19 protein-coding genes are annotated in these 19,048 nt (G+C 63.9%); 7 read left to right on the top strand and 12 right to left on the bottom strand.

Annotation, left to right across the window (positions count from 1 at the left end):
* Positions 1-14 precede the first annotated feature (14 nt).
* From FHS75_RS03460 to FHS75_RS03435, 6 genes are read right to left on the bottom strand one after another with little or no spacing between them, the layout of a single operon-like run.
* Positions 15-272, bottom strand: coding sequence for an ATP synthase F1 subunit epsilon (locus FHS75_RS03460; protein ID WP_179406306.1), 258 nt, complete (start codon positions 270-272; stop codon positions 15-17).
* A 20-nt stretch (positions 273-292) separates the two neighbouring features.
* Positions 293-1,750: a F0F1 ATP synthase subunit beta gene (gene atpD, locus FHS75_RS03455; protein WP_179406305.1), complete on the bottom strand. Its 1,458-nt coding sequence runs from the start codon at positions 1,748-1,750 to the stop codon at positions 293-295.
* 24 nt (positions 1,751-1,774) lie between these two features.
* Positions 1,775-2,644, bottom strand: coding sequence for a F0F1 ATP synthase subunit gamma (locus tag FHS75_RS03450; RefSeq protein WP_179406304.1), 870 nt, complete (start codon positions 2,642-2,644; stop codon positions 1,775-1,777).
* 4 nt (positions 2,645-2,648) lie between these two features.
* A complete protein-coding gene (locus FHS75_RS03445) occupies positions 2,649-2,957 on the bottom strand; it encodes a putative quinol monooxygenase (protein ID WP_179406303.1) in 309 nt (102 codons plus the stop codon).
* Positions 2,957-4,486, bottom strand: a complete 1,530-nt coding sequence (atpA, locus tag FHS75_RS03440; protein ID WP_179406302.1) for a F0F1 ATP synthase subunit alpha — start codon at positions 4,484-4,486, stop codon at positions 2,957-2,959. Before atpA ends, FHS75_RS03445 begins: the two co-directional genes overlap by 1 nt.
* Before the next feature lie 30 nt (positions 4,487-4,516).
* Positions 4,517-5,071, bottom strand: coding sequence for a F0F1 ATP synthase subunit delta (locus tag FHS75_RS03435; protein ID WP_179406301.1), 555 nt, complete (start codon positions 5,069-5,071; stop codon positions 4,517-4,519).
* 232 nt (positions 5,072-5,303) lie between these two features.
* Here FHS75_RS03435 and FHS75_RS03430 point away from each other — a divergent pair, with 232 nt between their 5' ends.
* Positions 5,304-5,780 carry a DUF1203 domain-containing protein gene (locus FHS75_RS03430; RefSeq protein WP_179406300.1) on the top strand — a complete coding sequence of 159 codons (477 nt, stop codon included), beginning with the start codon at positions 5,304-5,306 and terminating at the stop codon, positions 5,778-5,780.
* Entirely contained in the window at positions 5,780-6,823 is a 1,044-nt protein-coding gene (ada, locus tag FHS75_RS03425; protein ID WP_179406299.1) for a bifunctional DNA-binding transcriptional regulator/O6-methylguanine-DNA methyltransferase Ada, read from the top strand. The genes FHS75_RS03430 and ada overlap by 1 nt, the downstream gene beginning before the upstream one ends.
* On the opposite strand, the gene FHS75_RS03420 is transcribed toward ada, so the two are convergent.
* From FHS75_RS03420 to FHS75_RS03410, 3 genes are read right to left on the bottom strand one after another with little or no spacing between them, the layout of a single operon-like run.
* Positions 6,820-7,440, bottom strand: coding sequence for a glutathione S-transferase family protein (locus tag FHS75_RS03420; RefSeq protein ID WP_179406298.1), 621 nt, complete (start codon positions 7,438-7,440; stop codon positions 6,820-6,822). The two genes, ada and FHS75_RS03420, sit on opposite strands and share 4 nt — an antisense overlap.
* 14 nt (positions 7,441-7,454) lie before the next feature.
* Complete coding sequence (locus FHS75_RS03415) at positions 7,455-9,023, bottom strand: cryptochrome/photolyase family protein (RefSeq protein ID WP_179406297.1); 1,569 nt, start codon at positions 9,021-9,023, stop codon at positions 7,455-7,457.
* Between the two features lie 34 nt (positions 9,024-9,057).
* Positions 9,058-11,223 carry a primosomal protein N' gene (locus tag FHS75_RS03410; protein ID WP_179406296.1) on the bottom strand — a complete coding sequence of 722 codons (2,166 nt, stop codon included), beginning with the start codon at positions 11,221-11,223 and terminating at the stop codon, positions 9,058-9,060.
* Positions 11,224-11,351: 128 nt separating this feature from the next.
* On the opposite strand from FHS75_RS03410, the gene fsa reads away from it, so the two are divergent.
* From fsa to FHS75_RS03395, 3 genes are read left to right on the top strand one after another with little or no spacing between them, the layout of a single operon-like run.
* Positions 11,352-12,005: a fructose-6-phosphate aldolase gene (fsa, locus tag FHS75_RS03405; protein WP_179406295.1), complete on the top strand. Its 654-nt coding sequence runs from the start codon at positions 11,352-11,354 to the stop codon at positions 12,003-12,005.
* Between the two features lie 11 nt (positions 12,006-12,016).
* The gene (cobT, locus tag FHS75_RS03400; RefSeq protein WP_179406294.1) at positions 12,017-13,834 is read left to right on the top strand and encodes a cobaltochelatase subunit CobT; all 1,818 of its coding nucleotides are present in this window, start codon (positions 12,017-12,019) and stop codon (positions 13,832-13,834) included.
* Between the two features lie 4 nt (positions 13,835-13,838).
* Complete coding sequence (locus FHS75_RS03395; protein ID WP_179406293.1) at positions 13,839-14,501, top strand: nitroreductase; 663 nt, start codon at positions 13,839-13,841, stop codon at positions 14,499-14,501.
* 27 nt (positions 14,502-14,528) lie between these two features.
* Here the strand turns inward: FHS75_RS03395 and FHS75_RS03390 are convergent, their stop codons facing one another.
* Entirely contained in the window at positions 14,529-16,079 is a 1,551-nt protein-coding gene (locus FHS75_RS03390) for a hypothetical protein (RefSeq protein ID WP_179406292.1), read from the bottom strand.
* A 198-nt stretch (positions 16,080-16,277) separates the two neighbouring features.
* On the opposite strand from FHS75_RS03390, the gene cysS reads away from it, so the two are divergent.
* Positions 16,278-17,729 carry a cysteine--tRNA ligase gene (cysS, locus tag FHS75_RS03385; protein ID WP_179406291.1) on the top strand — a complete coding sequence of 484 codons (1,452 nt, stop codon included), beginning with the start codon at positions 16,278-16,280 and terminating at the stop codon, positions 17,727-17,729.
* 15 nt (positions 17,730-17,744) lie between these two features.
* Here the strand turns inward: cysS and FHS75_RS03380 are convergent, their stop codons facing one another.
* Both FHS75_RS03380 and FHS75_RS03375 read right to left on the bottom strand, forming a co-directional pair.
* On the bottom strand, positions 17,745-18,110 hold the full coding sequence (locus tag FHS75_RS03380; protein WP_229735474.1) for a hypothetical protein: 366 nt from the start codon (positions 18,108-18,110) through the stop codon (positions 17,745-17,747).
* A complete protein-coding gene (locus FHS75_RS03375; RefSeq protein WP_179406290.1) occupies positions 18,100-18,288 on the bottom strand; it encodes a hypothetical protein in 189 nt (62 codons plus the stop codon). Before FHS75_RS03375 ends, FHS75_RS03380 begins: the two co-directional genes overlap by 11 nt.
* 104 nt (positions 18,289-18,392) lie before the next feature.
* Here FHS75_RS03375 and FHS75_RS03370 point away from each other — a divergent pair, with 104 nt between their 5' ends.
* A complete protein-coding gene (locus FHS75_RS03370; RefSeq protein ID WP_179406289.1) occupies positions 18,393-19,040 on the top strand; it encodes a S24 family peptidase in 648 nt (215 codons plus the stop codon).
* Positions 19,041-19,048 lie beyond the last annotated feature (8 nt).

Raw genomic sequence — 19,048 nt, 5'->3', positions numbered from 1 at the left:
CAATCTGACGACTGTCAGCCTTCGACCTGCTCTGCCAGAACGGTCAGCCCGCTGGCGCTGACTTCTGCGAAGCCGCCCTGGACCTGGATTTCCTCGGGCGCACCGTTCTCGGTCTTGTAGACCTTGAGCGCGCCGTCGCGGATCGTGGACATGAAGGGCGCGTGGCCGTCGAGCACGCCGAACTCGCCCTCGGCGCCGGGAACAACCACCATGTGGACGTCCTCCGAACGAACGAGCCTGGCCGGCGTGACGAGTTCGAAATGCAATGCCATCGTGTCGTTATCCCCGGTAATCAGGCTTCGTCGGCGAGCTTCTTGGCCTTTTCGACCGCTTCGTCGATGCCGCCGACCATGTAGAACGCCGATTCGGGCAGGTGGTCGTACTCGCCATCGACGACCGCCTTGAACGACTTGATCGTGTCCTCGAGCTGGACGAACTTGCCCGGAATGCCGGTGAAGACCTCGGCCACGTGGAACGGCTGCGAGAGGAAGCGCTGGATCTTGCGCGCGCGCGCGACGGTCAGCTTGTCCTCTTCTGAGAGCTCGTCCATGCCGAGAATGGCGATGATGTCCTGCAGCGACTTGTATTTCTGCAGCGTCTCCTGAACTTCGCGAGCCGTCTCGTAGTGTTCGTTGCCGACGACGCGCGGCTCGAGCACGCGGCTCGTGGAATCGAGCGGATCGACCGCCGGATAGATGCCGAGTTCGGAAATCGCGCGGCTCAGCGTGGTCGTCGCATCGAGGTGGGCGAACGAGGTGGCAGGTGCCGGGTCGGTAAGGTCGTCGGCCGGCACGTAGATGGCCTGCACCGAGGTGATCGAGCCCTCGGTCGTCGAGGTGATGCGTTCCTGCAGCTGGCCCATGTCGGTCGACAGGGTCGGCTGATAGCCCACGGCGGAAGGAATACGACCGAGCAGCGCCGAAACCTCCGCGCCCGCCTGCGTGAAGCGGAAGATGTTGTCGACGAAGAAGAGCACGTCCTGGCCCTCCTGGTCGCGGAAGTACTCGGCCATGGTCAGGCCGGAGAGCGCGACGCGCGCGCGCGCGCCCGGAGGCTCGTTCATCTGGCCGAAGACCAGCGCAACCTTCGATCCTTCGGAAGTCGCGTTGCCCTCGGCGTCCTTGGCGATGACGCCGGCATCGAGGAACTCGTGGTAAAGGTCGTTGCCCTCGCGGGTACGCTCACCAACGCCTGCGAACACCGACACGCCGCCGTGGCCCTTCGCGATGTTGTTGATCAGTTCCTGGATAAGCACGGTCTTGCCGACGCCCGCACCACCGAACAGGCCGATCTTGCCGCCCTTCGCGTAAGGGGCGAGCAGGTCGATGACCTTGATGCCGGTGACGAGGATCTCGGCTTCGGTGGACTGGTCGATGAAGGCAGGGGCCTCGGCGTGGATCGGAGCGGAAAGCTGCGCGTTGACCGGGCCTCTTTCGTCGATCGGGGCGCCGACAACATTGAGAATGCGGCCGAGCGTTTCCGGACCGACAGGCACCGTGATCTGGCTGCCGGTGTTGATCACGTCCTGGCCGCGGGTAAGACCGTCGGTGCCGTCCATCGCGATGCAGCGGACAGTGTTCTCTCCGAGGTGCTGCGCAACCTCGAGGACGAGTTCCTGCCCGTTGTTGTCGGTGGTAAGTGCCGTGAGAATGGCCGGCAGCTCGCCTTCGAAGGTCACGTCGACGACGGCGCCGATGACCTGGCTGATCTTGCCGGTGGTGGTCTGGTTGAGCACGGGTGCGGTGGCCATGTTCGTTTCCTTGCCTTCGATGCCTTAAAGCGCTTCGGCGCCGGCGATGATTTCAACGAGTTCGGTGGTGATCGCGGCCTGGCGGCTGCGGTTGTACTGGATGGTCAGTTTGCTGATGAGATCGCCGGCATTGCGCGTGGCGTTGTCCATGGCGGTCATCGAAGCGCCCTGTTCGGAGGCCTCACGCTCGAGCAGAGCGCCGAAAAGCTGCGTCTTGACGTAGCGCGGGAGCAGCTCGGCCAGGATTTCCTCCTCACCCGGCTCGTACTCGACGACGGCGCCGGTATCGGCGGCGCTTGCGGGCGCGGGGACGGGGATGAGCTGCTGGACCGTCGGGTCCTGGGCGAGCGCCGACTGGAAGATCGGATAGACGAGATGCGCGACGTCGAATTTCGCACTTTCGAACATCTCGATCAGCTCGGCCGAAATGGCCTCGGCTTCCTCGAAACCCGGCGTGCGCACGTTGCTGGTATCGAATTGCGCGGCGATCTGCTTTTCGTAGTCGCGCTTGATCGGCGCGCGGCCCTTCTTGCCGACGAGATAGAATTCGACAGTCTTGCCGGCCGCCATAAGTTCGCGCGCCTTGGCCTTCGCTGCCTTGACGAGATTGGCGTTGAGACCGCCGCACAGGCCCTTGTCGGTATTGACCACCACGAGCAGATGCTTCTGGTCGTTGCCGTTCCCGGCAAGCAGCTTGGGCGCGTCGTCGCCCGAGACCTTCGCCGCGAGCGAGGCCATGACCTCGGCAAGCCGCTCGGCATAGGGGCGCGCGGCCTCGGCCGCCGATTGCGCCTTGCGCAGCTTGGCCGCCGCGACCATCTGCTTGGCCTTGGTGATCTTCTGGGTCGACTTGACCGAGTTGATCCGGCCCTTGAGTTCCTTGAGACTTGCCATTTCCTCAGCCTTCCACCGGCTCGTTCTGCAGGGTGCGGGCGATCGTCACCTGCGGCGGAGCGGTCAGCCAGCCGGGCAGCTTGCCCAGCAGGTCCTGCATGAAGTCGCTGGCGACATGAGCATCGAGCGCGTCCTGCGAGGACCACTTCTCGTACAGATACATCACCGGATCGTCATTGGCCGCGAGCGTCACGTCGATCATCGCGCAATCGGGCTTGGCCGACGCGACATCGATAGCCTCGCGCATGGTCGCGCTAATGGCGTCCATGCTTTCGGGCTTAACCTCAAGCCTGACGATCGCGGTAATCTGCATCAGGCGAACTGCTTCGCGAACGTGTCGAGCGCGGCGACGACCTTGTCCTTCGTGCTGTCCTCGAACTTTCCGGTCGTGCGGATTTCCTCGAGAACGTCGGCGTGTTCGGAGCGCATGAAGCTGAGCATGGCGCCTTCGTACTCGGTGACGCGGTCGACGGCGATCTTGTCGAGGTAGCCGTTGGTGCCCGAGAAGATCGACACGGTCTGCTCCTCGAACGGGAGCGGCGAGAACTGCGGCTGCTTGAGCAGCTCGGTCAGGCGCGCGCCGCGGTTGAGCAGGCGCTGCGTCGCCGGGTCGAGGTCCGAACCGAACTGCGCGAAGGCAGCCATCTCGCGGTACTGCGCGAGCTCCAGCTTGATCGAGCCGGCGACCTTCTTCATCGCCTTGGTCTGGGCGGCGCCGCCAACGCGGCTGACCGACAGGCCGACGTTGATGGCCGGACGGATACCCTGGTAGAACAGGCCGGTCTCGAGGAAGATCTGGCCGTCGGTGATCGAGATCACGTTCGTCGGAATGTACGCCGAGACGTCGCCTGCCTGCGTTTCGATGACGGGCAGGGCGGTCAGCGAGCCTGCGCCCATGTCGTCGTTCATCTTCGCCGCACGCTCGAGCAGGCGGCTGTGCAGGTAGAAGACGTCGCCCGGATAGGCTTCGCGGCCCGGCGGGCGGCGGAGGAGGAGCGACATCTGGCGATATGCGACGGCCTGCTTGGAAAGGTCGTCGTAGACGATCACGGCATGCATGCCGTTGTCGCGGAAGAATTCGCCCATCGCGCACCCGGTGTAGGGCGCAAGGTACTGGAGCGGCGCGGGCTCGGAAGCGGTCGCGGCAACTACGATGGAGTATTCCATCGCGCCGTTTTCCTCGAGCTGGCGGACGATCTGCGCGACGGTCGAGCGCTTTTGCCCGACAGCGACGTAGATGCAGTAGAGCTTCTTGCTCTCGTCGTCGCCGGCGTTTGCTTCCTTCTGGTTGATGAAGGTGTCGATCGCGACGGCGGACTTGCCGGTCTGGCGGTCGCCGATGATCAGCTCGCGCTGGCCGCGGCCGATGGGGACGAGCGCGTCGATCGCCTTGAGGCCCGTCTGCACCGGCTCGTGGACCGACTTGCGCGGGATGATGCCCGGTGCCTTCACTTCGACGCGGCGACGTTCGGCTGCCTCGATCGGGCCCTTGCCGTCGATGGGGTTGCCCAGAGCGTCGACCACGCGGCCGAGAAGGCCCTTGCCGACGGGCACGTCGACGATAGTGCCGGTCCGCTTGACGGTGTCGCCTTCCTTGATGCCCGCGTCGGAGCCGAAGATCACGACGCCCACGTTGTCGGCTTCGAGGTTGAGCGCCATGCCCTGGATGCCGCCGGTGAATTCGACCATTTCGCCGGCCTGGACCTTGTCGAGGCCGTGGATGCGGGCGATGCCGTCTCCGACCGAAAGCACGGTACCGACTTCCGATACCTGGGCCTCGGTGCCGAAGCTGGCGATCTGGTCCTTGATGACCTTCGAGATTTCTGCGGCGCGGATATCCATGACGTAAGCCTTTCTAGGAGCCTTCTGGCGTCAGCCCTTCATAGCCTGGGCGAGGGAATTGAGACGAGTGCGGATCGAGCTGTCGATGCGCTTGGAACCGATGGTGACCACGAGGCCACCAAGCAGGTCGGGATCGACGTTCGTCCTGACCTTTACATTGCGGCCCTCGCGCGCCTCGAGCTTCTGGCGCAGCGCTTCGACCTGCTCGGGCTGGAGCGGGTGCGCGCTCGTCACTTCTGCGGTCGCCTCACCGCGCGAGGCGGCTGCGATCGCGTCGAAGGCGCGGATGATCTCGGGAAGCACGCCGAGGCGGCGGTTGGCGGCGAGAACGCCGAGGAAGTTGCGTGTGAGCGGGCTCAGGCCCAGAACTTCGGAGACGCCGTTCATGGCGCGACCCAGCGCGTCGCGGCTGACCTCCGGATTGCGAATCAGCGATGAGAGATCGTCGCTTTCGTCAAGCGCCTGGTCGAGCCTGTCGAGATCGGTCTCGACCGCCGTGACGGTGCCGTTCTCGCTGGCGAGGTCGAACAGGGCGGAAGCGTATCGCCCCTGCAAGCTGGCCGTGATGCCGCCGGAATTCTCCACGCGCGTCCTATCCTTACATCGGGTGGGCTGAGGCACGAAAAACCGGACGAAACCGCCCGTTGGCCCGCAGACGGGGCGCGCATAGCGACGATTGTGACACTATGCAAGGAGGCCTTGCCGCAATGCGGAAAACTCTCGCGGAGCATGGCGCTTCGAGTTTGAGCGCAAGGCGCGGGAAGCGTGGGTCGACAGCCGGCTCTATGCGTGCCGGGCAACCACCGGAGTCCATCAGATGACCTATCGAGTTACCGGCCTACGGCACGCCGAATTCGCTCCGTACTTCACGATGAGCGACGACGAGCTGCTGGACCATCGCGCCCGCCGCCTCCTCGCCGATACGGAGCCGGGCTTCCCATGCCGGGTGAGCCTGCGCGATGCCGGCGAGGGTGAAGAAGTGCTGCTTGTCAATTTCACGAGCCATCCGGTCGAGACACCTTTTCGATCAAGCTACGCGATATACGTTCGCAAGGGCGCGACGGCGCCTGCCGAGTACCGCGACGAACCGCCGCCATTCTTCGGGCACCGGAACCTGTCTCTTCGCGCCTTCGACGAGGAGGGCATGCTCGAGACGGCCATGCTCGTCGCTCCCGGCGAAGCCGACGAAGCGATCCGTACGTTGTTCGACCGGAGCGAAGTCGCCTATATTCACGCCCACTTCGCGGCATACGGCTGCTTTGCCGCGCGAATCGACCGGGACGGGGACGCCTGATGGGAACGGCACATCGAGTCGAGGACGACCGCGCATGGCGTGCGGTGATGGAGCGTGACCGGTCCTTCGACGGTCGCTTCGTGACCGGGGTGCATTCGACCGGCATCTACTGTCGCCCGTCCTGCGCGGCGCGGCACCCCAGCCGCAGGAACGTCCGGTTCTACGCGACGACCGGGGAAGCAGAGGCCGCGGGACTGCGTCCCTGCAAGCGATGCCGCCCCGGCGAGGTTTCGCGCGACGAAGCCGCCGTGGCACTGACCTTGAAAATCCTGCGCGAATGCGAGGATGCACCGACGCTCGATGACCTCGCAGTCGAAACCGGCTATTCGCCCACGCACTTGCAGCGGGTCTTCAAACGCGCCACCGGGCTGAGCCCTTCGGCCTACCTGCGGGCGTTGCGCATGGAGCGTGCAACCGATGCACTGAGCGAGGGCGGGGCAGTGACGAGCGCCATCTACGAAGCGGGCTACGGCGCGGCCTCGCGCTTCTACGATGACTGGGAAGGGCGAAGCGGGATGCGACCATCGACATGGGCCGACGGAGCACGCGGCGTGACGATCCGGTGGGCAGTCGTCGCTACGACACTCGGCGACATGCTCGTCGCTGCGACGGACAAGGGTGTTTGCCGTCTTTCCTTCGGGGAAGGCCGTGACGAGCTCGAGCGCCGTTTTCCGAACGCCATGCTCGAGGAAGGTGGAAGCGATTTCGCGCGACTGGTCGAGCAAGTGGTCGGCGCGGTCGAGCGGCCCGGTCCGTCAGGTAACATACCGCTCGACGTGAAGGGCACGGCATTCCAGGAAGCGGTGTGGCGTGAGTTGCGGCGCATCCCGCCGGGGGAAACCCGCACCTACGCCCAGATCGCCGCCGCTGCGGGCAAGCCAAAGGCGGTTCGCGCCGCCGGTTCGGCAAACGGCGCGAACAACGTGGCCGTGCTGATCCCCTGCCACCGCGTCGTGCGGTCGGACGGTTCGATCGGCGGCTATGCCTACGGGCCGGAGATAAAGCGCGAATTGCTGCGCCGCGAAGCCGACGCGAAAGACTAGCCCGCCATCTCCGGTTCCGCCTTTGCCATGGCCCGCTGGTAGGCGGGCCGCGCCTGGATGCGGTCGATGTATGCTCGGATATTGGGGCGACTCTCGAGATCGAACGGCATGAACGCTCGCACCGTTGTCAGTTCGAAGCCCATCATGATGTCTGCGGCGGTCAGCTCGTTCCCGGCCAGATAGTCGGACTTTCCGAGCTGGTCTTCCAGCATGGCAAAGCCGCGTTCGATGCGGTCGTCGAGAAGCGCGCCGCGATCCGCGCTGCCTTCCCCGATCATCATCTTCGCCAGCAGTACCGCCATGAACGAGGCATTTGAGTAATGGTACCAGAACAGGTAGTCGGCGAAATTCGGGCTGGACGGAGAGGGGACCAGACCGCCGTCACCGTACTTCGCGGTGATATAGTCGATGATCGCGCCGCTTTCGGGCAGAGTCACGTCTCCGTCGGTGATGATCGGTGCCGTGCCGGCCGGATGAAGTGCCTTGTAATCGTCGGGCGCAAGCGCGTTGTCCGACCGCCGCTGGTAGCGCTTGAATTCGTAGTCGATGCCCAGTTCCTCGCAGAGCCAGACGATGCGCTCCGACTGTGAAATGCCAAGATGGTGTACGGTCAGCATGATTATCCTTCCCTTCAGGTTCGGTTGTCGGCGCCCGCCCAGGACTTGTCCGCCGGTTCGAGCGAGTCGAGGAATTCTTCCGCCGTTTCGAGATAGGCTCTTCGCTTGTCGGCATCCATCCGGTCCCACGTCGAGTAGACGCGCGCAATCCGGCGGTTGTTCTCGAACAGTTTCCGGTGGCGGTCCATGAAGTGCCAGTAGAGCGAATTGAACGGGCAGGCGTCTGGCCCCGTCTTCTTGGAGACGGTGTAGCGGCAATCGCCGCAATAGTCGGACATCTTGTTGATGTAGTTCCCGCTCGCCGCATAGGGTTTCGAGGCGAGCCGGCCCTTGTCGGCCCATAGCGCCATCGCGGCCACGTTTGGCAGCTCGACCCATTCGTAGGCATCGGCATAGACGACGAGGAACCAGTCCTCGAGCTCCTGAGGCTTCACGCCAGCGATCAGCGCGAAATTGCCGAGCACCATGAGCCGCTGGATATGGTGCGCATGCGCATTCTCACGGGTCGAGCGGACGCAATCGGCAAGGCAGCGCATGTCCGTCTCGCCGGTCCAGTAGAATTCGGGAAGCCCCCGCTGCGCGTTGAGTGCGTTGGCATTGCGCAACTGCGGCATTTCCAGCCAGTACATGCCGCGAATATACTCGCGCCAGCCGATGATCTGGCGGATGAAGCCTTCGACCGCGTTGAGCGGTGCCTTGCCAGCGCGGTAGGCCTTCTCGGCCCTTTCACAGCATTCGAGCGAGTCGAGGATCCCGAGATTGATCGAGGTCGACAAGAGCGAGTGGAACAAGTCGTCCTGTCCGCAGACCATCGCATCCTGGTACTTGCCGAAGCAGGCCAGCCTCTCATCGATGAAGGCGTCGAGGGCCCTGCCGGCCTGATCGGACGTCACCGGCCAGCCGAACCTCTCGAGTTCCCCGAAGTGGTCGGAAAATCGGGCTTCGACGAGTTCGAGGACTTCAACCGTGATCTCGTCGGGTTCGAAACGAGGCGTTGCCGGGGGTGACATCCCGTCGTCGGGAGACGCGCGATTGTCCTTGTCGTAATTCCACTGGCCGCCTTCCGGTTTGCCGCCGTCCATCAGGATGCCCGTCTTGCGGCGCATCTCGCGATAGAAGTTTTCCATGATCAGGCGCTCGCGTCCCTGTGCCCATGCGTAGAACTCCTCGAGAGAACAGAGGAAGCGATCGTCGGGCAGAATCTCCACGTCGACGCCCAGTTGCTCCCGCCAGTCCTCTATCGCCTTCTGCACGCGCCATTCCCCGGCCTCGACGATGCGGACGCGATCGGGAGAGTGCCTCGCGACTGCGCGTTCGACTTCACCCGAGAAGTGTCCCGTATTCGCTTCGTCGGTGAGCCGCACGTAATCGACCTGCCAGCCGGCATTCTCTAGTTCCGCCGCGAAGTGCCGCATTGCCGACAGGATCAGCGCGATCTTCTGCTTGTGGTGCTTGACGTAGGTGGTCTCCTCGCGAACCTCCATCATCAGCACGACGGTATCGGCCTTTGCCTGCCCACGCAGGCTCGCGATGGTGCGCGTCAGCTGGTCGCCCAGGATCGGTACGAGAGTCTTCCCCGCCATGACCTGCGAACGCGCGAGCGGGCCGGAGGTGCCCTCAGACGAAGCTGTAGGGATCGATATCGATGTTGACGCGAACGCCCGGCGGGAAGTCGAATGCGCCCAGCCATTCGCGGATGACGTCCTGCAGTTCGGCAGACCGGCGCGCGTTGATCAGCAGGCGATAGCGGTAGCGGTTTCGCAGCAGCGCCATCGGGGCGGGGGCCGGGCCGAGTATCGCAATATCGGGATGGTTCGGCCGCCGGCCGCCGATCGCACGGGCGGTATCGCGCGCTTCGGCTTCGTCCTCGGACGATACGATGATTGCTGCCCATCTCCCGAAGGGCGGGGCCCCTGCATGTCTGCGCGCTTCGGTCTCGGCATCGTAGAAGGCGTCGCGATCGCCTGCGGCCAGCGCCGCGATGACCGGCGCTTCGGGATGGCGTGTCTGGATGAGGACTTCGCCCGGTTTCGATGCACGACCTGCCCGGCCCGCGACTTGCGCGATCTGCTGGTACGTTCGCTCGCCGGCACGCAGGTCCCCTCCTTCCAGTCCGAGGTCGGCATCGACCACGCCGACCAGCGTCAGCTCGGGGAAATGATATCCTTTCGTCACCAACTGCGTCCCGATGATCACGTCGATCGCGCCTTCCTCTGCAGCTGCGACGAATTCGCCGATCCTCTCGGGCGTGTTCAGCGTATCGGAGGTGACGAGCGCGGTGCGCGCTTCGGGCAGGATTTCGGCTACCTCGTCCGCGATCCGCTCGACGCCGGGTCCGCAGGCGACGAGGCAATCGGGCGTACCGCATTCGGGACAGGTTTCGGGTACGGAAGTCTCGTGGCCGCAATGGTGGCATGCCAGCCGCTGCGAGAAGCGGTGCTCCACAAGCCACGCCGTGCAGTTTGGGCACTGGAAGCGGTATCCGCAGTTCCGGCACAAGGTCAGCGGGGCATAACCGCGTCGGTTGAGAAACAGGAGCGACTGTTCTCCGCGCGCCAGCCTCTTGTGCATCTCCTCGACCAGTCGCGGAGCCAGCCAGCGGCCGCGCTCCGGCGGTTCGGCTCGCAGATCGATGGTGTCGATTCCGGGCAGGCTGGCACCTCCGAACCTGTCGGCAAGCTCGACGCGCCGGTACACTCCCGCTTCGGCAAGCTGCATCGATTCGAGCGCGGGCGTGGCGCTGGCAAGCACTACCGGTATTTCCTCGAACCGTGCGCGGATGACCGCGACATCGCGCGCATTGTAGCGGACGCCGTCGTCCTGCTTGAACGAAACTTCGTGCGCTTCGTCGACGACGATCAGGCCGAGCCGGGCATAGGGCAAGAACAGTGCCGAACGCGCTCCGACGACTACCTCGGCGGTGCCTTCGGCGATGGCCCGCCAGGCGCGGCGGCGCTCGGTCGACTTGAGCGAGGAATGCCACAGGACGGGCGGTACGCCGAAGCGATGCTCGAACCGGCGCAGGAAGTTTTCGGTAAGTGCGATCTCGGGCAGGAGGACGAGGATCTGGCGGTCCTGCCGCAAGGCTTCGGCAATCGCTTCGAAATAGACTTCGGTCTTGCCCGACCCTGTAACCCCGTCGAGCAGGAAGGGCGCAAAGCCGCCACTGCGGAGGGATTGGGTGAACAGGCCGGCTGCCTCGGCCTGCCCGGCAGTGAGTTCCGGCACGGCAAACGAAGCGTCGGCGCGCGGGTAGGGGCGGTCGATATCGACCGTCACCGGCTCGATCAGCCCTGCCCCGACCATGCCTCGCAGGACGCCTTCCGAAACGCCGGCAATTTCCGATAGCTCGCGGATCGTGGCCTGCTCGCCGTGCAGGAGGTCCAGCGCCTGCGCGCGCTGCGGGGTGAGGCGTGCCGGCTCCTCGCCGGTCAGGCGATACTCGGTCGTCGTGCCGCCGCCCTTGAGGGCGGACCCGCTGGCGAGCGTCATGCGGGCGACGGCCGAAACCGGCGCGCAATAATAGTCCGCCGTCCATTCGATCAGCCGTCGCAACGACGTGTGCAAAGGCGGTACGGGCAGGACTTCGAGAAGCGCCCGCAATTTCGAGGCCGGCACGTCCTTTGCCGCCAGCCGCTCCGCCTCCCAGACGATGCCGACGATCTGGCGCGGACCGAGCGGCGCGACGACGACGGACCCGGGCTCGACCGCCATGCCCTCCGGAACGCGATAATCGAGCGCGCCGAGCGCGGCATTGAAGACAAGGACTCGGACGCGTTCCATTACCGATCCTATAGTCGCCGGCGTCGCCCGACCGATAGTGCAGCGACGATGCGATCGTGCCGCCTTGCCCTAGAACAGCCGGGCACCTGTCCCTATAGGGGAGCGGAATCGCCCTTCAAGGAGCCGCCATGAAGTTCTTCGTCGACACCGCAGACACCAGTGAAATCGCCGAACTCGCCGAAACCGGCCTGCTTGACGGTGTCACGACCAATCCCTCGCTGATCCACAAGGCGGGGCGCGACTTCCTCGAGGTGACGAAGGAGATTTGCGACCTGGTGGACGGTCCTGTCAGCGCAGAGGTCGTCGCTCTCGAGCACGAGGAGATGATGCGCGAGGCCGAAGTCCTGCGGAAGATCGCCGACAACGTCTGCATCAAGGTCCCGCTGACGTTCGACGGGCTGAAGACCTGCAAGAAGCTCACCGGCGACGGCACGATGGTCAATGTGACACTCTGTTTTTCGGCCAACCAGGCATTGCTGGCCGCAAAGGCCGGCGCCACGTTCGTGTCCCCGTTCATCGGACGCCACGACGACAACGGCTTCGACGGGATGGACCTCATCCGCGACATCCGGCTGATCTACGACAACTATGCCTACGAGACCGAAATCCTTGCCGCGAGCATCCGCCACGCCGTGCACGTGCTCGAAAGCGCGCGAATCGGGGCCGACGTCGCGACAATGCCCCCTGCGGTCATTCGCGGCCTCGTGAAGCACATTCTGACCGACAAGGGTCTCGATGCCTTCCTCGCCGACTGGAACAAGACCGGCCAGAAGATCGGGTAAGCGGCAAGACATTGAGCGACGAATCACCGACAGACCGCTTCAAGGGTGCCCTGACCGGCGCCTCGCGCGCGCTTGCCGCCGATGCCGAGGTGGAGGTCAGCTGGACCGCCGACGCCCCGGTCCAGTCGGGCAAGGGCTTTCGCGTGCCGATGCCCGGGCGAACGCTTTCGAGGGAAGCCGCCCGTCAGGCCCGCGGCGTTGCCGACAGTTTCGCGCTTCGCCTTCGCCATCACAACGAAGCGCTGCATTCGAGGAATGCCCCTGCCGAACCGATTGCGCGCGCCTGCTACGACGCCATCGAGAACGTCCGCTACGAATCGATTGGGGCGAATGGCTATGCAGGCATTCGCGACAATCTCGACGCGGCCATGCAGCAGCGCATCGCGACCGATCCGATTGCGCGTGCCAAGGGTTCGAACGACGTCCCCCTGCAATCTGCGATCTCGCTCCTCCTGCGTGAGAGGCTGACCGGGCAGCCGGTGCCAGATTCGGCACGCGAGGGCGTCGACATGGTGCGCAGCTGGATCGAGGAGCGTACCGGCGGCGATTTCGACGCACTTGCCGAAGCGCTCGACGATCAGGAGGCATTCCAGGCGCTTTCGCTCGACATGCTCCAGCACCTCGAACTGACGCAGGCCGAAGACACCATCGATCCCGAGGACGATGGCGACGAGGACGAGGGCGAGGAGGATTCGGACGACGAAGAGGAAGGCGCCGACGAGAGCGACGGGGATAACCAGCCCAACGAGATGGCCGCCGAACCGGTCGAGTCGGACGACGACGGCGAAGGCGAGGCCGAGCGCGAAATGGGCGACGATGCCGACGAGGCGCAGCCCGGCGACGAGGGCGAGGAGGGAATGCTGCCCGTTCGCCCGAACCGCCCGTGGACCGACTTGCCCGAGGGCTTCGACTACAACGTTTTCACTTCCGATTTCGACGAGATCGTGGAGGCCTCGGACCTGTGCGACGACGAGGAACTGCAGCGCCTGCGTTCATACCTCGACGCACAGCTGAAGGGCTTGCAGGGCTTCGTCACCAAGCTCGCCAATCGCCTGCAGCGTCGCCTGATGGCGCAGCAGAACAGGTCCTGGGATTTCGACCAGGAAGAAGGCCTCCTCGATGCCGCGCGGCTCGCCCGCGTCGTCGTCTCGCCCGGCCATTCGCTCAGCTACAAGGTAGAGCGCGACGTCGAGTTCAAGGATACCGTCGTCACCCTGCTCATCGACAATTCGGGCTCGATGCGCGGTCGTCCCATTTCCATCGCGGCGATCAGCGCCGACGTTCTGGCGCGCACGCTCGAACGGTGCGGGGTGAAGACCGAGATTCTCGGGTTCACGACCCGCGCATGGAAAGGCGGGCAGTCGCGCGAGGCGTGGCTATCGAACGGCAAGCCCGCCAATCCCGGTCGCCTCAACGACTTGCGCCACATCGTCTACAAGCAGGCCGACGAGCCCTGGCGGCGGGCGCGCAAGAACCTCGGGCTGATGATGCGCGAGGGCCTGCTCAAGGAAAACATCGACGGCGAGGCGCTGATCTGGGCGCACAACCGGCTCCTTGCCCGGCCCGAGGATCGCCGCATCCTCATGGTCATATCGGACGGCGCGCCGGTGGACGATTCGACGTTGTCGGTAAACAGCGCCGGCTACCTCGAGGCGCACCTGCGCAAGGTCATCGAATGGGTGGAGCGCCAGTCGCCTGTACAGCTCGTGGCGATCGGGATCGGCCACGACGTCACCCGCTACTACCGCCGGGCAGTCACGATCATGGACGTCGAGCAACTCGGCGGCACGATGATCGAGCAGCTTGCCGGACTATTCGAGGAGGAGTGAGGCGATGAACGTATCCGAGGCAGTCGCAACTCGCAGGTCGATCCGTGCGTTTCTGGATACGCCGGTGGACCGCGCCACTCTCGAGCGTATCCTCGATAAGGCTCGCATGGCGCCGTCGGGCTGCAATTTCCAGCCGTGGAAAGCAACCGTGCTGACCGGCAAGCCGTTGCGCGCGCTCCAGCAGAAGATGCTTGCCAGCGTGCCGCAGGATCCCATCGAATACAGCTGGTCCGATCCCGAGCAGTCCGACAAGCACCTTAAGCGCCTGCAGCAGACCGGGGCGAGCATGTACGGCGCGATGGGCATCACGCGACAGGACGAGGAGTCGCGGCGCCGCTTTTCCGAGGCGAACATCTACAGTTACGGCGCGCCGGTGCTGCTGCTCTGCTATTTCGAGCGCTTCATGGGGCCGCCGCAATGGTCGGACGTGGGCATGTGGTTGCAGACCATCATGCTCCTGGCGCGCGAGGAAGGCCTGGATACATGCGCGCAGGAATGGATGGCGTTCTATGCGCGGCTCATCAAGGAACACATCGGCGTCGACGACGAGACCGACATCCTTTTCTGCGGTATCGCCATCGGTCACCGCGATCCTGACGCGCCGATCAACAACTTCGAGCGCGACCGCGTTCCCTTGAGCGAGCAGATCGTTTTCGACGGGTTCTGATCGCGACGCGTCACAGCCTCGCCGATGTCAGGAGCCTCCCTGCGCTTCCTTCGCGACACCTATGCTGGCTCCGGCAGAATTCGGGGCAGGCTCCGCCACCTCGATTTCTTCGAGCATGGCTTCGGCCGCTTCGGCCAGCGATCCGCCGTGCGGATTGAAGGCCACCGGCCGCAGGTGAGCACGAGCGAAATCGAACTTGAATTCGTTCGCATACATCTGCGCAAGCTGCATGTGCAGCCCGAGGTCGAAGGGGGCCAGTTGAGAGGCTCGTGCCAGACCCTGCTTCGCAATGTCCGGTACGTTCACGCCCTCGGCAGCGAATGACCGGTAGTAGTATATGAGCGGTAGCGGATGGTCGTTCTCCAGCCGGTTGAGGGCAACGAAGACCTTGCGGACCCGTTCGAACGCGGCCTTGCGCTCGTCGCCCTCGGTATTCTCGGCGATGCGGAACAGCGCGAAGCCTTTCTGGACGTAGGCGTCGGTTTGCCGCGGATCGAGCGCAAGCGCCTTGTCCGCCGCCGCGACCGCCAGCTCGTCGTTGCCTGCATCGTGCTCCGCTTCTGCAAGCGCCGTCAGGACCATCGGATCGCTCGGGTATGCGCTGGCGACTTTGCGTGCATCGGCCAGGACGTCTTTCGCCGTTTCCTCGTCCACGCCACGTCTGGAGCGAATGCGGACCGGCATCATTTCCGCCTCGCCCTCGCGGAGGGGGCGAACGTTGATAGGGCCCGGTTGCAGGCGGTCGGCCGAGAGCTTGAAGGCAGGCATGCGCCGCTGCTTGTAATAGGAATCGAGATCGTCCTCGAGCTGCTGGATATTGCCGAATGCCTGTTCGGCCGCGGCCAGCGGCTCCGCGCCTCCGGCGAGCAGCCGCGAATAAGTGTCGAGCTGGCCCTTTCGGGATTCGTCGAAGACCAGGTAGTGATAGAGCAGCCAGGATCGCCCGTAGAAGGCATCGTACAACCGGCTGTTGCGCTTGTTCTTCGCGTAGACGGCGGGGTCGAGAAGTTCCTCAACCGACACGTCTTTCGCGTAGAGCAGCTCTCCGGCGCGGTGGGTTGCGGGTCGCCCGAGCCAGACGCTGTCGTCCTTTTCGAACTTGGCCGATGAGAAGAATTCGGCTGAGCCTTCTCCCATCCACCGAGGCATCGGAAAACTCGTCACCGACCGGGTGAAATGGTGCGCGTATTCGTGAAGCAGCGTCACCATCGAGAAGGTAAGTTCGCGCCGCGAATCCTCTACTTCAGGGACGATCGCGATCGATCCTCCCGCCCGAGGGATATAGAAACCGTTGACGAAGCTCGAGCCCGAGCCGTGGAGTTTGCGAACGGCCTGCCCGCTTCCGACGACATAGATGGTGACCCGGTTCGATGGCGTCGGCTTGGTCGATTTCGTCTTGGTAACGAACGCCATCGCCGAATTATAGCGTTCCAGCTTTTCGGCGAAGGCCCTCAGCTTGCGCTCGCTTTCGTCGGCGTAAATAACGAAATGGTCGCTGGTTGCTTCCATCCATTCGGCCCGTGCCGAGCTTGCGGAGAACAATGCGATTGCTGCCAAGGCAACGCGGGAAAATTTCATTGCGACCCCCTGTGAACTCACTGTCGACAGGAGCATCCTCCGAAATAATTGCATTTTCAAGGCGATAGAAGTTTTATCAGCTCGCAGGCGAAGCAGCGCCGTGCGTCACCCGTGCCGAAAGGCTGGCGGATACCGCCGCGCCCAAGCATCGCAATCGCACGAGTTGATTCCGCGCTGGGCATGTCGCATCAGCGGCGCATGCAGAAACCCGCCCTTTCGCTTTTCAACAGCCTGACTCGTCGACACGAGGCATTCGAACCAGTCCACCCGGGCGAAGCGCGGGTCTATTCGTGCGGACCGACAGTCTACAACTACCCTCATATCGGCAACATGCGCGCATACGTGTTCGCAGACATCCTGGGCAGGACGCTGAGCTACAAGGGATACAGGCTCACTCACGTCATCAACATCACCGACGTCGGGCATCTCACCGACGACGCCGACGCGGGCGAGGACAAGCTCGAGAAGGCGGCGGCGGCAAAGGCGCAGTCGATCTGGGAAATCGCGCGGCATTACACCGAAGCGTACTGGCAGGATGTGCGGTCGCTCAACATTCGCCAGCCGGCGCACTGGTCGGTCGCGACCGATTACATCGAAGAGATGATAGCCTTCGCCGACGAAATCGCGGAACGCCACTGCTACGAGATCGACAGCGGTCTCTATTTCGATGTGTCCACCGTGGCCGATTACGGTCGGCTTGCCCGCGCCGCGACCGGGGAAGGCGAAGGGCGGATCGAGCAGGTCGAGGGCAAGCGCCACGCCGCCGATTTCGCAATCTGGCGCAAGACGCCGCCCGGTGAGATGCGCCAGATGGAATGGGATTCGCCATGGGGCAGGGGCGCGCCGGGCTGGCATCTCGAATGCTCGGTGATGTCGGGCAAGCTTCTCGGCTTCCCCTTCGATATCCATACCGGCGGCATCGACCATCGCGAAATCCACCATCCGAACGAGATTGCGCAGAACCAGGCGTTCTGCGGGTGCGGATCGCTGGCCGAGCCCGTGAATTCGGGCGCGCGCATCTGGATGCACAACAACTTCCTCGTCGAACGTACCGGGAAGATGTCGAAAAGCTCTGGAGAGTTTCTGCGTCTGCAACTCCTCATAGACCGGGGCTACCATCCGCTGGCCTACAGGATGATGTGCCTGCAGGCGCATTACCGGTCCGAGCTGGAGTTCTCGTGGTCGGGTCTGGGCGCGGCACTGACGCGATTGAAGCGGCTCGTCATTGCGGCAGAGCGCCTGCACGACCTAGAGAGTACCGAAGAAATACCCTCGAAGCTTCTGCCTCTCATCGAGAAATTCGATGCAGCCATTTCCGATGACCTGAATACGCCGGTCGCCCTCACTGTTCTCGAGGAAATTCTCGCGATGAAAAAGGTCGCGCCCGAAGGGAAGCGCGCGGCGGTCGAGCTGGTCGATTCGGTTCTTGGACTCGACCTCATGTCGATAATCCGGCGAAACCTTCGCCTGCGTCCGGTCTCAACGATCATGTCCGAGGAGGAGATCGAAGCCGTCCTGACCAGGCGTGACGCAGCGCGCGCGGCAAAGGATTTCGCGAAGTCCGACGCCCTTCGCGAGCAATTGGCTGCGAAGGGCGTGGAAGTCATGGACGGTGACCAGCTTCGCTGGGACTGGGTGCTCGCCGAATAACGGATGAAAGCCCGTTCAGGCGTCTTCGAGCAACAGCAACTCGCATGCGACGGTCAGGACGGCGGCAGGCTCGCCGGTGTGATCGACAGACGTGACGGTAGCATCGGCGACCAGCTGGCCCGAGATTTCGAATTCGTGGTCGGGCAGGGCTGCGATGAAGCTTTCGCCCGCTTCGACTGCTTCGGCGCCCGCGAATGTAAGCTCTATCGTATGCCGCGTTCCAGAGAATGTGACGCTTGCCCACGGTTTTTCTGAATGGCGCAAGAGTTCGGCTCTCGGCCCGGCGAGTTTGAGGATGGCGGAGAGAAGCTGGATCCATGGTCTGCGACCGCGCCTCGTTGCGGAAATCATCTGGCGATCGGTCTCGACGTCAATCTGCACGGCTTGTCTCCGAATAAGTGTTCATGAAATGTTCTATCCGCTTCGCCGTGTCGGGGCGAGGCGTGCGGCCGTTTCGCAGATCGCCGACGAATCTGGGATCGTGAGCGGCAAGGCGGCCGAATTTGGTCCAGGGCATTCCGGTATCCCTCAAAAAGCGCTCGATCCGGCGAATCAGCATGGGCTCTCCTTTGTTTTTGCGTGACGAATCGCATTGGAACGAGCCTATTCCTCGTCGTCGAAATCCTACTTGTCTAGGAGTTTTACATCATGTAGGAAGCCGATATGGCAATAACCGATCCCCGCACCCGCCTGCTCGATCTATCGGAGCATCGCGGCGCGAGCCTGTCGCAGCTTTCGCGCCTGATCGGCAGAAACCCGACGTACCTTCAGCAATTTGTCCGCAAGGGAAGCCCCAGGAAGCTCGAGGAGAACGATCGCAGGACCCTTGCCGCGTTTTTCGGGATCGACGAAACCGAGCTTGGCGCGCCGCAGGAAATTTCCGACAGCACGGCTCCTGCCAGGCAACGCGAGTGGGCCGATGTGCCCCGACTGGCCGTAGACGCGTCTGCCGGGCCGGGCGCTCTGGCGGCGGGCGGCGAGGCGCTGGGCGCGATCAGGTTCTCGACGCGCTGGCTGCGCGAACACGGACTCGATCCCGGCATGCTCTCGGCCATCGCGGTCGCGGGCGATTCGATGGAGCCGACCCTGCGGGACGGGGACGAGATTCTCGTCGACCGCAGTCCGCGCCCCTTGCGCGACGGAATTCACGTCGTGCGGGTCGACGATACCTTGCTCGTCAAACGCGTAGAGGTCGGCAGGCCGGGCCGGGTTGCGCTGCTCAGCGACAACCAGGCCTATCGTCGCATAGAACTCGATCCCGGTGAGTTCGAGGTGATCGGACGCGTCGTGTGGAAGGGCGGGCGCCTGTGACGAAGCGA

It is taken from the genome of Novosphingobium marinum, from assembly GCF_013408095.1.
In the GTDB taxonomy this organism is placed as follows: Bacteria; Pseudomonadota; Alphaproteobacteria; order Sphingomonadales; family Sphingomonadaceae; genus Novosphingobium; species Novosphingobium marinum.
This window is presented reverse-complemented; position numbering and strand designations above follow the sequence as displayed.